This is a genomic window from Peribacillus butanolivorans (genome assembly GCF_001273755.1).
Lineage (GTDB): Bacteria > Bacillota > Bacilli > Bacillales > DSM-1321 > Peribacillus > Peribacillus butanolivorans.
Map to the genome: position 1 here is coordinate 2,524,260 of NZ_LGYA01000001.1, position 14,645 is coordinate 2,538,904.

A 14,645-nucleotide genomic window follows, 5' to 3' on the forward strand; every position below is an offset into this window, starting at 1 on the left:
GTGGACGAGATGGTCTATTTGTGCCTTTATCTGCTCCGCCCTTTTGAAGTTCCCCGTGTATTCATCACTTCTTCCTTCAAATAAGTTCCGTTAGGAATTGTTTGCTTCTTCGCAGATAACGAACGCCTAGTATTCATCCTCCTTAATCTGTTCGGTCCTTCCTTATCTTCTCGAGTAGACAAATACTATGACCTCTGCTGACTTCTGATGATTCAGCTGTCCATCACTGGACAGGTTACCAAGTGTACTTGGCTGTCATCAGACCTCCCCCGGGTAAGAGTGCAATCTTTCCCTCCATCTATCTGCTTCATTTACTCTGTACCACCTTCGGCAGTAAGGACTTTGTTTTGTTTCGCAAACTCATCCAATGATACCTAGCCTTATATGAAGTTCGTGTTCCTCAGACCGGAGGTTTGCCGCTTGCTTCCTTCAGATTCCACGTCACCGTGGACACCCTTGCATTAAGCTAACCACTACTACTGCCTTCATGGTTCGGGACTTTCACCCTATAGATTGCACCCATGCCGGGCGCACGAAAAAGCTGCCTTAAAGACAGCTCTGATCTAAAGCTAACGCACCCGTTAGTTTAATAAATCATATCCTTGCTTAGTTTCTCAAATATACGACACTGTCTCTTCGTTCTACTTGAAAATTTAAATCATCATTAATATTAAGCATATAACCAACATCTTTATTATTCTCAGATTCAAAAGATATACCATATCCATTATTCTCAGGATAACCATATAAATAGCAGACCACTTTTCCATCTTTTAAAAATACAATTTGATTCATTCCTTCATTTACAGTTGCGCTAATAGTATCCCATTTATAACCTACCGTTTCATATATATTATCTTTCGGGGTATATGGTGGAAAGGAATATACTACATCCCAGTCAAACGGTGTTACTTCTAATAAATTTATTGTTTCAACGGAATGTCCAATTGATAACACTTCTTCTTTTAACAACTCTTCGTTTACATCCCATAAATCTTTCTTTAATAGATTTATAAAGATAGCTATACATATAATACCCAAAGCAATAATCAGTACTGTCTTTTTAGATTTCATAACTATACTCCACCTTGAACAACAACCTTCCTAACGAACATTCCACTTCATTATAACAATCATTTCCAAAATTACCATGTATTCTTAATGAACTATCCTGCCCCGTTAGTGCCATAAGAAAAAGGCCGCCTCAGCAACCTTCCTTATTGAAGTAAAGCACCTGTTAGTTTAAGAAGAACATCATTAATCAATCAAATGGTTTTTTTTTCTTTTCTTATTTGAATCTGTAATTAATATTAAAACTAAGATTATTAGGCTTATTCCAAGTATAATTGCACCTACCATACTTACTCCCATTCCTGCAAATCCCCTAATTAACTTCAAACCAACCAAATGCGTTATGATACCTAAATTTACAAGAACTAATGGAGAAATATATATCTTTTTCTTGTTCTTGATTACCCAAAACAAACCCCAAATACTTAGTAATGAAATAGCAATAGGAAAATAGATAAATAGAACTGAAGTAAACAAGGCTAACCCTCCCCAACATTTGTGAGTTATGTCTTATTATACGTCTCCTTCACAATCTCCTTACTTATTTTAACATAAAATTACATTTTCTTATTCAACTATCATCATATATCACCTACAAAAGTTGTTTATAACCCTATATCAGCACCAAAAACGGTATTAGATATTGAAAATGTTACTTTGATTTTGGGAATGAGTTTTGGTTCTATGATTTAATACAAACAGGTTGTTTTTTGATAAAGTTGTTTTTAGTACCATTAACGTCCGTTTGTGGAACCACCTTTTCTAAAGGAGATTACATGAAGAGAATTTATTTTGTGATAGATTTACCGTATTTATTTCGTATTACATAGTAGGTACCAATATTAATCGGGAGGGGTGGACAATTGAAAATCACAGAGAACAATGTTGTACAACAAATACAGAAGAAAAATGAACATGCAATTCCCTTTATTATCAACCAGTATGGTGGTTTACTTACAGCAATCATTAAACGTCATTTAAATTACCATCAGCAAGATTATGAAGAATGCCTTGATGATGTTTTGTTATCGATATGGAATTATATTCATTCCTTTGATCCTACGAAAAATTCATTTAAACAGTGGATTGCAGCGATTGCAAAATATAAAGCGATTGACTATCAAAGAAGACAAATCACAATAAAGAATCAACAGTTTTCAGTTCCAGATATTAATGAATCTATGATAAAGGCAAAACAATCATCAGAAAAAATCCTTGTTGATGAATTACTTGATCAGTTACCAGCGAGTGAACGGAAAATCTTTGAAAAGTACTATTTAGAAGGAACTCCTTCAATGATGAAACAATCCCCTCTTTACGTTCCTCGTAAAATTTCTTTTCGAACAAGAACCTAGAATGAATATTCATGAAATTCATCACACTGCGTTTTAATTTTTCATCAAGTAAAAACAATTTTTCTTTAGTGGATTCAGCTTTTTCCATTGCAGCATCTAAGATGATCATTTCGGAAAATGTTGAAGCAGTTTCAGCAATACTCATTGGATATTGTTTATTCATTCCATTAACAGGTTTCATCGCATGGTTATGAAATGCATGACCTAATTCATGTGCCAAGGTTAAAACATTGGTAATTCTACCACCATATGTCATAAAAACTCTTGATTCTCCTGAAAGTGGGAACCCCGCACAAAACGCAACAGTTGATTTATTTGGACGATCTTCAGCCTCTATCCAACCTTTATCAAATGCCTGCCGAGAAAAACTTTCTAATTCCGTTCCAAATTGACTAAAATGCTCCAAAATAAAATCGACAGCATCTTCATATTTTATCTTTTGATTACCTTTTGTAACAGGAGCCCAAAAGTTATACGAATGCATTTTTTCATCGCCATTCATTTTTGCTTTTTGATTTAGGTAATTTGTAAAAGGTTTTTTGTATTTACTTACGGCTTTCCACATTGCATTCAGTGTTTCCTCTTTGATGCGATTTTCAATCAAAGGAACTTTTAGTATATTTTCTAATCCTCGTTTTTTGTACACTTGTAATCGGAAACCTGCGATATGATTCAGTATTTTGGCAAATAGTTCTTCTTGCTCGTTCCATTTATCTTCCAAAGCCCTATGAGATTCTTTGCGAACCTCTTCATCAGGGTGTGAACGTAAATTTATCGCTTGACCAACAGATAATTCACTTTTTTCTCCGTCGATTTGAACATTAACTCTAATACTATTAACAAGTGAATTATAAAACTGCCCCCAAGCATGATAACCATCTACCATCAGATCTGAAACTAAACTTTCTACTTCATCTGAAAGATGCATCTCGGCTTTTTTACGCCATTCATTAAGTATGAACTTATAGTTATTTAAAACCTCAGTATCTAGTATACCTTCCCACAAATGTTGATTTGTGTTTACAAGTACTTTTTGTACTTTTTTAAAAGCAGACTCAAAACGAGCATTTATAGAAGATGTTTTTCCTCGTAGTGTTGTAGCATTTTGATCCTTTGGGTTTTGTGCAAGAAGACAGGTTATAAAAGAATTGGCTTGTGATAGGTTCATTCGAATGTCTATTATGTATTCAATAATATCTACAACTTTTAATGATTCATTTAATTCTTTTGGAGTATGAAAAAATTTCAATTTTTCTTCAAATTTAGAAACTTTGATTTCCAATTGTTTAAATGTTCACGAAATTGAGATGATTGGCTCCCATCTGGAAACAATTTATCCAAGTTCCATACTTGCAGATACTCTGTTTCTTTCATTTGTTTGCCCCCTAAAAATTTTAATACTAAGGTTCCTTAATAAAACGTACATTCTCAGTTTATCAAACTAAGGAATATTATGGGGGTTCTTTAACTAATCTGCCCCGATAGTTGCATAAAATCGAGTAGGAGGAGGCGCCTAGCCTCCGACCTCTCACACCACCGTACATACCGTTCGGTATACGGCGGTTCAGTTTAAGTCTGACGTAGTTTTGTATATCGTTCATATAGATTTACTAACCCATGATGGAGCCAATAAACATTATTAAGGGTTTTGTCTAGAATAGGACTATGCGCTATGCGCCAATAACCCTTTCTGCTATTTCCCCATTCATATGCTTTTCCAAATGGGACGCCTAATCCTTTGAGTTTCTTCACCCTCGTTCTTGGCAATTTCCATTGCTTCCATAGGCACATCCTGAGTCTTCTTCGAATCCATGAATCTAAATTCTTCAATACGTTCGGAGTATCAATGAGGGCGAAATACCCCATCCAACCTCTAAGGTATTGCTTTAACTTATTTATTCGGAGTTTCATGGGTATCGGTAATTTTCTCGAGGTCATTTCCCTGATTCGTTTCTTTACTCTCTTCACCGTTTGTTTAGCCAGTAGAACCTTCGGGTTCTTCTTTGACTTCGTGAAACTAAAACCGAGAAACGTTCTGTTCCAAGGGCGATCATACTTCGACTTCTCGTAGTTGACCTTTAGCTTCAGTTTATTTTCAATGAAGCTTGAGATATTTCCCATTGCACGTTTGGCGGCTTTTCGTGTCTTCACAAAGATAGTACTGTCATCCGCATACCTTACGAATCGAAGATTGCGTTTCTCTAGTTCTTTATCTAAATCGTCTAACATGATATTAGATAATAAAGGACTTAACGGACCTCCTTGCGGAGTTCCCTCCTCACTTTTATGAAAAAGTCCGCCTATCATAATGCCTGCTTGAAGGAATTTACGAATCAGTTTGAGAACTCGTTTATCTTCAATTTTCCGCTCTAACATTCCCATGAGCTTGTCATGATTCACTTTATCGAAGAACTTCTCCAAGTCCATATCCACTACCCATGTATAACCTTCGGTTATATAGGACTTTGCCTTTCGAACCGCCTGGTGCCCTTGTTTGTTAGGGCGAAATCCATAGCTATTCTCCGAAAAGGTTGAGTCATATATTTTAGTCAATATTTGGGCAATGGCTTGTTGAATGAAACGGTCTAGAACGGTTGGAATACCCAATAGCCGAACTCCGCCGTTTGGTTTCGGGATTTCGATACGACGGACGGGCTGCGGTTGATAGGTACCCTGTAAAAGGGCAGTTTTCATGTTGTACCATTCGGTTGCGAGGTGCGGTCTCAGGTTTTGAACCGGCATTCCATCTACACCATGGCTTCCCTTATTTCTTTCTACACGCTTCAATGCCTGTATTAAGTTTTCCCTCTCTAGTATCTGTTCCATTAACATCGTTGATATCCTTTCCCTGCGTGGACGAGATGGTCTATTTGTGCCTTTATCTGCTCCGCCCTTTTGAAGTTCCCCGTGTATTCACCACTTCTTCCTTCAAATAAGTTCCGTTAGGAATTGTTTGCTTCTTCGCAGATAACGAACGCCTAGTATTCATCCTCCTTAATCTGTTCGGTCCTTCCTTATCTTCTCGAGTAGACAAGTACTATGACCTCTGCTGACTTCTGATGATTCAGCTGTCCATCACTGGACAGGTTACCAAGTGTACTTGGCTGTCATCAGACCTCCCCGGGTAAGAGTGCAATCTTTCCCTCCATCTATCTGCTTCATTTACTCTGTACCACCTTCGGCAGTAAGGACTTTGTTTTGTTTCGCAAACTCATCCAATGATACCTAGCCTTATATGAAGTTCGTGTTCCTCAGACCGGAGGTTTGCCGCTTGCTTCCTTCAGATTCCACGTCACCGTGGACACCCTTGCATTAAGCTAACCACTACAACTGCCTTCATGGTTCGGGACTTTCACCCTATAGATTGCACCCATGCCGGGCGCACGAAAAAGCTGCCTTAAGACAGCCCCAATCTTCAGCTAACGCACCCGTTAGTTTTACAAAAAAAATATAGAAAGCTAGTTTACCTTTATCATGCATATTCAAATTTGGAAGGACCTTTCTCTGTTTCAAAAAAACCGTAAATTAGGCTATCTAGGAACGTTTAACTTTGTCGCTATTTTTGTTCTGATTATTAATCAAGGCTGAACCATAAATGATTCAGCCATTGTTTTATTTTTCTTATTGTCCGTTTTCATCTGGTTGTGAATCGTCTTCAGTACCTTCTGTTTCAGTTCCATCATCAGTTTGATTATCTTCCGTTTCTGTATCTTCTGTCTCTGTACCCGCACTACTGCAACCTTCGACAACACCAACCAACATGAAAGACGCCATCAATACCATAAGCCATTTTTTAAGGTTTTTCATCCTTTTCTGCCTCCATGATTGTTCAAATTTAGTTACAAGACTATCATACAGGCATTTCAGAAAATCAGAATCTTATTTACCATTTTTTAACAAAAATTCGCAATTTCTTTAAAGTTCCTTAACATTTCTACTATTTGGAAATTCATTTATTGTTATTTTCCCATTTTTTCAAACAGAAAATGGTTGCCTGTATCAATGAGGCATATTCAAGGACGACAGTTGACCTGATTAAATTCTGAGACAAGAGTCATCTAGATGACTTGTTCCCACTTTTTTAGAATAAGCACTTATTGTATTCCAAAGACCAGCATGGATTTGCTGCATATCTCCATCTTTATATTTTTCCAATGTTATAAAAAAACAACCTTTGGTAAAGAGCAAATTAGCTTAAATGCTCAATGAATCTCGAACCCTTTTATAAAGCCTTTATGTTCTCTTGGTCTTAAAGACATGAGCGTAACATGGCTTCCCTCTAGTCCACTGTGAGAATAAAGTAGATCAAATTTGAAAATTCCCATGAAATTAGGCTCAACAATCGAGCTTCGATTGAATATCGAAACTCGATGGCTTCCTAAACTTTTTTAGATGCTGCCTACTTGACGGGGTATGTCCACTATATATGTCTTCTTTAACTACATTACCTATTCAAACCCCCTTTAATTAATCCATCCTTTTCTTTTTAAAAAAACAAAAACAATCAATGTGATTATGCATATATCAAATAGACTTTCTATTTCTATTCCCAAGTCTTCAAAAAAATCCTTCAACATCCTTTTTCAAACTCCCTCAGTATGACAGCTATATCTCTCGAATGCTCACTTACTCGCAGGATTTCATAACCCCTGAAATTAATTATAAGTTGTTTGAATCTTGTAGTTTTTTCATCCATTCTAGTAATCTAGTGAATACCCTTTGGCTATTTTCAAAAGTAAGAGAATCACCAACGACGATTCCACGAAAATTTACAGCCCGTGCCACTTTTTATAGTTGTGGAATATCCACACCGACAACGAGATGACGATTCGAAATTCGTTCAATAGCTGATTTTATTTTTGTTGCATTTTATACTTCATAGTAGAGCTTCCACCTTATGATGAGTGTTGTGATTATGTATACTTATCGCACTTTTGGGCTCTTTTTCGAAGTTAAAATCTAGCGTTCTACAGGAATGCTCCCTGCCCAATAAGTTTTTTCACGTAATCCAAAACGTGGTTCATCGCCAAGAGATTACACGACTGAAAAACCGGTATCTCTTAGAGGAGTACTGCCAGACATATAGTATTCTTTAATACTTAAAAAGAGGTGGACATGTTGGTATTGATATAGGGAATAGCTAGTCATGGGAGGCACAAACTAGTACTGACATCCCATTTGTGATAGAACAAAATACTTCCAAGTCGAGTATTCTGTCTGTTCTAATAGTATCAGTAAAAATTTATTTTTGAAATATTGAAAAAATTAAATAAGTTACTCAATTATCTTTAAATTTTTTGTCTATCTCCTATCTTTGCAACGTGTTAATGTTGAACTTAATCAAACACGATTGTTTTATTACCATGAACAATAACTTTATCTTCAATATGCCAGGAAACAGCTTCGGCAAAAACTTGTCTTTCAACATGACTTCCGGCAACCTTTAATTCTTCTATTGTATGTCTATGATTAACCCGCTTTACATCTTGCTGAATAATGGGTCCTTCATCAAGATCATTCGTAACATAATGGGCAGTTGCTCCAATTAACTTAACACCACGGTTATAGGCCCTGGCATAAGGGTTTGCTCCGACAAATGCCGGTAAGAAAGAATGATGAATATTAATAATTTGATTGGGAAACTCGGAAATAAATTTAGGGGAAAGGATTTGCATATATCTGGCCAAGGCAATAGAGTCTACTTTCCCTTTCAGTAGTTCTAGCGCTTTCTGTTCGGCTTGTTGTTTTGTTTCATGAGTTATAGGGATATGATAATAAGGGATACCATAACTCTCTACTACTTCTTTTAAATCAGGATGATTACTGATTACCATTGGGATTTCCACTAGAAGTTCATTCGATTTCCAACGCCATATAAGCTCCATTAGACAGTGATCCATTTTAGATACAAAGATGGCCATTCGTTTTCTTTTCTTATTACCGCTTAAGCTCCAATCCATTGAATAAGCCTGAGCCAGCATATGTAAGTCTTCCTCAAGTTTTGCATAGGAAACATCAAAGTCATTTAAATCAAATTCGATCCTCATAAAAAACATACCTGTTTGTGGATCCGTCGTATGTTGATCAAAATGAACAACATTTGCATTGTTTTCTAATAAAAGATTAGATACAACCGAGATAATACCTGGCTTCTCTGGGCAAGATATTAATAATTTAGCCCGGTTAACATTCACTTCTTTAATCAAGGTTCTTTCACCATCCTATTGAATTGTAATTAAAGCACTAAAAAGCTGCGGATTCAAAACTGAATATACTACTATCGATGATTGAACAATCCCTGTAACTGCAATAACGAATCCTATCATTCTTGAAATACTGTGAGGATGGGCGAAAGAATTACAATGAATTTTGCAATCACAACACATATTTTCAGTTTCCACTAGAATTTTTATCTAGGCATGTATTTCTTTACCATACACAGCCAGGGCTGCTTCCCCAATAGCTTCCGCTAATGTAGGGTGCGGGTGTATTGTATGAGCGATATCCATGGCAGTTGCATTTAATACCTGTGCAAGACCAACCTCTGTGATCATGTCGGTTACATGTGGCCCAACCATATGCGCTCCTATTAACTTATTAGATTCTTCTTCAACAACAAGTTTGACAAAACCATCTGATTCACCAAAAACAAGAGCCTTTCCAATCGCACGGAATGAGAATTTGCCTGTTTTTACTTGATATCCTTTCTGCATTGCTTCTTCTTCTGTTAGACCGACACTCGCTACCTCTGGACTGCTATATACGCATTTTGAAACAAGTGTTGGATCAAGCGGCACAGGGTTTTCTCCTGCCATATGCTCGATTGCGATAATTCCTTCATGTGAAGCAACATGAGCAAGCTGCAATCCGCCAATCACATCTCCAATTGCATAAATGTTTGGCTCATTCGTTTGATAATACTCATTTGTTTGAATAAAACGTTCGACTTCAACTTTCGTATTTTCAAGATGAATGCCTTCTATGTTAGGTAATCTTCCGACGGATACTAATAATTTTTCTGCTGTAAATGTCGTTTCTTTCCCCTTATATTCCGCCTTAATAGAGACACCATCCCCTTTTTCTAACGATTCTGGAAGAACCTTTGCGCCTGTTACAATTTTCACACCTTTTTTCTTCATTAGTCGCTGTACTTCCTTTGAAATATCTTTATCTTCCGTCGGTAAAATGCGCTCGGCATACTCTATCACAGTCACTTCTAATCCAAAGTCAATAAGCATCGATGCCCATTCAATTCCAATAACACCGCCGCCGACAATAATGATGGAATTTGGGAGCTCTTTCATTTGCAGTGCTTCATCCGATGTCATCACATATTCGCTATCCGCTTCTAAACCGGGAAGTGTTCTCGGACGAGATCCTGTTGCTATTAAAATATTTCTGGGGGTTAATATCATTTCCCGTTCTTCATTATTCAATTTCACCAAAACATCTTTTAACTGTAAAATACTTCCTTCACCCTCGTACACATCTATTTTTCCTTTTTTCATTAAATGTTGTACACCTTTATATAAGCGTTCTGTAATTTCTTCTTTCCTGGCCTGTACTTTTGAGAAATCCAGTCCTACTTCTGGGGCAATAACACCGAATTTATCTGCATTCTTTGCATTTGAATATACTTCTGCACTTCTTAATAAGGCTTTACTTGGAATACAACCTGCATGAAGGCATGTTCCACCAAGTTTACCTCGTTCAACTACCGCTGTTTTTAATCCTAATTGAGACGCACGAATGGCCGCAACATATCCACCGGTGCCGCCTCCGATGATAACAATGTCATATTCTTGATTCATCTAATACTTCCCCCTTTTGTTTTCATAAACTTGGATATTTGAATATTGTAAGAAAAAAACCTTTCTAAACACGATCTTCTATATAATAAGTAAGCTGTAACGATTCTATTAATCTATTTCAATGGCACATGCACTGGATGCAAAGCTATCTCCGACAATAAAGCCACGATCTTCTAAATAATCAATTTGTGTCTCCTCATCTAAATAGCGTTTTGTAAAATGATCTAATCTAAGCTGAACTCCCTCATATTCAATAATTGTATCGTTTCTGCGGGGCTCGTCCAATACGAGGGAGAACTTCACCGACACCCCGCAGCCTCCAGCAATATCGGCATCAATACGAGGAATTTGTGCATCCTTACGAGCCATTTCCTTCAGCTTAATTATGGCTGCCACTGTTATTTTGACTACCATCTGATTCTCCCCTTTCTTAATAGGTTTATTTAAAAATGATTACGCATTAGCCTTTGCTGCACGGACTTGTTCATCTGCATGATAGGAGGAGCGAACAAGCGGACCGGCTTCGCAATGACTAAACCCTTTTGACAAGGCAATGTTTTTCAGTTCTTCAAACTCTTCTGGACTCCAATATTTTTGGACTTTCAAATGTCGTTTAGTAGGCTGTAAATATTGACCAATCGTCATAATCTCCACATTGTTAGCACGAAGGTCATCCATCGTCTCCATAATTTCTTCTTTTGTTTCTCCTAGACCAATCATAATGCTTGATTTCGTCGGGATAGTGGCATTCATTAGCTTTGCCCGCCTTAAAAACTCTAGTGAACGTTCGTATGTTGCACGAGCACGAACTTGTGGAGATAATCGTTTTACTGTTTCAATGTTATGATTCAAAATGTCTGGCCTTGTATCCATTAATATTTTTAAGTTATCATGTTCTCCATTCAAATCGGAGGGGAGAACTTCAATGGTGCAAAATGGATTTCGCCGCCTCACAGCCTTTACAGTTTCTGCAAATACCTTTGCTCCACCGTCTTTTAAATCATCACGAGCAACAGCGGTAATCACGACATGCTTTAAGCCCATTTGCTCTACTGATTCTGCGACACGTTCAGGCTCTTCCCAATCAAGCTCTGAAGGTAGCCCAGTTTGAACTGCACAGAACCTGCAAGCTCGCGTACATACACTTCCTAAAATCATGAAAGTTGCCGTTTTTCGGACAGCCCAGCATTCATGAATGTTAGGACATCTTGCTTCTTCACAAACAGTATGCAGCTTTTTTTCACGCATCATTTTCTTTAAGCCCGTATACTGTTCATTGGTATTTAATTTAATTTTAAGCCATTCAGGTTTACGAAGATCACTGATGGACATTTTTTACTCACTCCTCTGAGCAGATGTAATTTTTGTTTTAAGGTTGTTCAATAGTCTATAAAAAGACTAATTGAATTTCTCCATTGCTCTGTCTTTTTAATTTTAAAGACTATTTCTTCTCGCCCTTCTTGTCTCTTTTTGTCATCCTTTTTACACGCGCTTATATCAAACCACCATGAATGAAATAATGAGACTCTCCTTTTCTCTTTATTTTCATCCCTGGTGGTTCATGTTCAAGCATTCATTTATGACTTTGCCGTTTCTTTCTCTACTATCTCCTCTTTGAAATAACGCAAAATTGGTAGTCTAGCTGCTTGGACCTCATCCAATCGACCAATGTCAGTAGTATGTGGTGCGTCTAAAACAACCCCTGGGTTTTCTTCCACTTCTTTGGCAATTTGAATCATTACATCCGCAAAAGCATCAAGGGTTTCTTTTGACTCTGTTTCTGTCGGTTCAATCATCAAACATTCCTCAACATTTAACGGGAAATAGATGGTCGGCGGATGGTAGCCGAAATCTAGCAGACGTTTTGCCATATCAAGTGTTCTTACACCCAGATTTTTCTGCCTAGATCCGGATAGGACAAATTCATGCTTACAAATTTGTGAAAATGGCGCTTCAAAATATGGCGCTAATCTTTTGCGAAGGTAATTTGCATGAAGCACGGCACTTTCTGATACTTGGCGCAGCCCTATTGGCCCCATCGTGCGAATATAGGTATATGCCCGTAAGAGAATTCCGAAGTTTCCATAATACCCTTTTACTCGTCCTATAGAGTGCGAATGATCAGAGTTCAGCACATATTTATCCCCGGATTTTTCTATTCGCGGAACCGGCAAGAAAGGAATAAGTTTCTCTTTCACACCGACAGGACCTGCCCCTGGACCGCCACCGCCATGAGGCGTCGTAAATGTTTTGTGAAGATTTAAGTGCACGATGTCAAAGCCCATTTGACCTGGTGTTGTTTTACCTAAAATGGCATTGGCATTCGCTCCATCATAGTATAATAAGCCGCCAGCTTCATGAACAACCTGAGCGATTTCCACAATTTCTTTTTCAAAAAGTCCAAGGGTATTCGGATTTGTCAACATTAGCGCAGCAGTATCAGGGCCTACATGTTTCTTTAATTCTTCTAGGTTAACTAATCCATTTTTATCGGATGGGATCGTGATCGTTTGAAAACCAGCAACACTTGCACTTGCAGGATTTGTACCGTGCGCGGAGTCTGGAACAAGTACTTTCGTTCTGGTTTCACCTTTTTGAGCATGATACGCCTTAGCCATCATTAAACCTGTCCATTCCCCTTGAGCCCCTGCAGATGGCTGTAAAGTTACAGCATCCATTCCTGTGATGACAGCTAGCTCTTCTTGTAATTCATATAAAACCTCTAGTGCACCCTGTACAGTTTCAACCGGCTGATATGGATGAATGCGGCTAAAGCCTTCCAAACGTGCCACATCTTCATTTATTTTCGGATTGTACTTCATCGTACAAGAACCCAGCGGATAGAACCCATTATCGATCCCATGGTTTTTATTAGAAAGCGCTGTATAATGGCGGACAAGTTGCAACTCTGATACTTCCGGGAGTTCTGCCGGTTCATCACGAATTAAATGCTTTGGAAATTTGTCATTTAAATCAACACAGTCAACGTCACTTTCCGGAAGACTTGAGCCCACACGTCCTGGTCGACTTATTTCAAAAATTAAATCATTATATTCAACCATTTACAATCGCCTCCAAAACATCAATAAATTGATCAATTTCTTCTTTTGTTCGCTGCTCAGTCACAGCTAGCAGCATTTGATTTTCAAAGCCGTAATCACTTTTTAAATCAAATCCACCGATAATACCGGCCTTAAGAAGTTTTTCATTGACTTCCTTTACCGAACGAGGAAGCTCGACAACAAACTCATTGAAGAATGGTGCTTCATTGATAATGGTAAAGCCTTTTTGTTCTAGAGTTTTCGACATGTAATCAGCTTTCTCAATGTTTAGCTGCGCCATGTGACGAATCCCTTGCTTTCCAAGCGACGTCATACAGATGGAAGAGGCAAGAGCATTTAATGCCTGGTTAGAACAAATATTGGATGAGGCTTTATCACGGCGAATATGCTGTTCACGCGCTTGCAGTGTTAACACAAAACCACGTTTCCCTTTTTCATCTGCCGTTTGTCCTACTATACGTCCTGGGATTTTGCGCATGAATTTCTTACTTACCGCAAAATAACCGCAGTGTGGACCGCCAAAGGACATTGGGATTCCCAATGGCTGCATATCACCGATCACAATATCTGCCCCAAGTTTACCAGGAGCCTGCAAGAGTGCTAGTGCAAGAGGATTGGCGCTTACGATTAAAAGGGCACCTTTTTCTTCCGCAATTTTCTTAATTGCTTTTAAATCCTCAATGGAACCGAAGAAATTTGGGTATTGAACAATTACGGCAGCAGTGTCCTTATCGATTTGTTCTTGCAGCTTCCCTAAATCTGTAACCTCATCAGCAAGATTTACTTCCTCAGCTGTGTATCCCGGACCTCCAGCTACTGTATGTAAAATAGCACGGGATTCAGGATGTACCGCTTTGGATACAAGTACTTTTGAACGTCTTGTAGATGCAACGGCAAGTGATGCAGCTTCTGCAAGCGATGTAAAACCATCGTACATGGAAGAGTTAGCCACATCCATTCCTGTCAACTCACAAACCATCGTTTGAAATTCAAAAATCGCTTGTAATTCACCTTGACTGATTTCCGGTTGGTAAGGTGTATAAGCTGTGTAAAATTCGGAACGTGAAATCATATGATTTACCACACTTGGAATATAGTGATCATAGGTACCTGCACCTAGAAAAGTTGGGTAATGATTTGCATTTTTGTTTTTTGTAGCAAGCTGATTCATTTTTTTCAAAAGAAGCGGTTCAGGAACAGCCTCTGGAATGTTTAGCTCATCCTGCAGGCTAATTTCAGCTGGAATATCTTCAAATAACTCATCTATAGAAGAAATATTTAAAAATTTGAGCATTTCCTCTTGGTCCTGTTTCGTATCAGGGAGGTATCTATAAGTGGCTGCCATA

12 protein-coding genes and 2 pseudogenes are annotated in these 14,645 nt (G+C 38.0%); 1 reads left to right on the plus strand and 13 read right to left on the minus strand.

Annotated elements, in window-relative coordinates; genetic code table 11:
* Positions 1–606: 606 nt before the first annotated feature.
* Entirely contained in the window at positions 607–1,074 is a 468-nt protein-coding gene (locus tag AKG34_RS11565; RefSeq protein ID WP_053346212.1) for a hypothetical protein, read from the minus strand.
* A gap of 183 nt (positions 1,075–1,257) precedes the next feature.
* On the minus strand, positions 1,258–1,548 hold the full coding sequence (locus AKG34_RS11570) for a YesK family protein (protein WP_053346213.1): 291 nt from the start codon (positions 1,546–1,548) through the stop codon (positions 1,258–1,260).
* 386 nt (positions 1,549–1,934) lie between these two features.
* On the opposite strand from AKG34_RS11570, the gene AKG34_RS28870 reads away from it, so the two are divergent.
* On the plus strand, positions 1,935–2,426 hold the full coding sequence (locus AKG34_RS28870; RefSeq protein WP_083450765.1) for a sigma-70 family RNA polymerase sigma factor: 492 nt from the start codon (positions 1,935–1,937) through the stop codon (positions 2,424–2,426).
* Between the two features lie 7 nt (positions 2,427–2,433).
* On the opposite strand, the pseudogene AKG34_RS11575 reads toward AKG34_RS28870, so the two are convergent.
* From AKG34_RS11575 to gcvPA, 11 genes and pseudogenes are all read right to left on the minus strand, one after another.
* A pseudogene (locus tag AKG34_RS11575) lies at positions 2,434–3,594 on the minus strand (M3 family metallopeptidase); the annotation flags it as partial.
* 77 nt (positions 3,595–3,671) lie between these two features.
* Complete coding sequence (locus tag AKG34_RS29300) at positions 3,672–3,800, minus strand: hypothetical protein (protein WP_269083734.1); 129 nt, start codon at positions 3,798–3,800, stop codon at positions 3,672–3,674.
* 195 nt (positions 3,801–3,995) lie between these two features.
* The gene (gene ltrA / locus AKG34_RS11580) at positions 3,996–5,258 is read right to left on the minus strand and encodes a group II intron reverse transcriptase/maturase (protein WP_053344638.1); all 1,263 of its coding nucleotides are present in this window, start codon (positions 5,256–5,258) and stop codon (positions 3,996–3,998) included.
* A 789-nt stretch (positions 5,259–6,047) separates the two neighbouring features.
* A complete protein-coding gene (locus AKG34_RS11585) occupies positions 6,048–6,233 on the minus strand; it encodes a hypothetical protein (RefSeq protein ID WP_053346214.1) in 186 nt (61 codons plus the stop codon).
* Positions 6,234–7,088: 855 nt separating this feature from the next.
* Positions 7,089–7,306: pseudogene (locus AKG34_RS29825) on the minus strand (IS110 family transposase); the annotation flags it as partial.
* A 456-nt stretch (positions 7,307–7,762) separates the two neighbouring features.
* The gene (gene purU / locus AKG34_RS11590) at positions 7,763–8,632 is read right to left on the minus strand and encodes a formyltetrahydrofolate deformylase (RefSeq protein ID WP_053346215.1); all 870 of its coding nucleotides are present in this window, start codon (positions 8,630–8,632) and stop codon (positions 7,763–7,765) included.
* Positions 8,633–8,839: 207 nt separating this feature from the next.
* Positions 8,840–10,237, minus strand: a complete 1,398-nt coding sequence (gene lpdA, locus AKG34_RS11595) for a dihydrolipoyl dehydrogenase (protein ID WP_053346216.1) — start codon at positions 10,235–10,237, stop codon at positions 8,840–8,842.
* Positions 10,238–10,345: 108 nt separating this feature from the next.
* Positions 10,346–10,651 carry an iron-sulfur cluster biosynthesis family protein gene (locus AKG34_RS11600; RefSeq protein ID WP_053346217.1) on the minus strand — a complete coding sequence of 102 codons (306 nt, stop codon included), beginning with the start codon at positions 10,649–10,651 and terminating at the stop codon, positions 10,346–10,348.
* A 39-nt stretch (positions 10,652–10,690) separates the two neighbouring features.
* Entirely contained in the window at positions 10,691–11,569 is an 879-nt protein-coding gene (gene lipA, locus AKG34_RS11605) for a lipoyl synthase (RefSeq protein ID WP_053346218.1), read from the minus strand.
* Positions 11,570–11,814: 245 nt separating this feature from the next.
* Entirely contained in the window at positions 11,815–13,299 is a 1,485-nt protein-coding gene (gcvPB, locus tag AKG34_RS11610) for an aminomethyl-transferring glycine dehydrogenase subunit GcvPB (RefSeq protein ID WP_053346219.1), read from the minus strand.
* Complete coding sequence (gene gcvPA, locus AKG34_RS11615; RefSeq protein WP_053346220.1) at positions 13,292–14,644, minus strand: aminomethyl-transferring glycine dehydrogenase subunit GcvPA; 1,353 nt, start codon at positions 14,642–14,644, stop codon at positions 13,292–13,294. Before gcvPA ends, gcvPB begins: the two co-directional genes overlap by 8 nt.
* Between the last annotated feature and the right edge of the window lies 1 nt (position 14,645).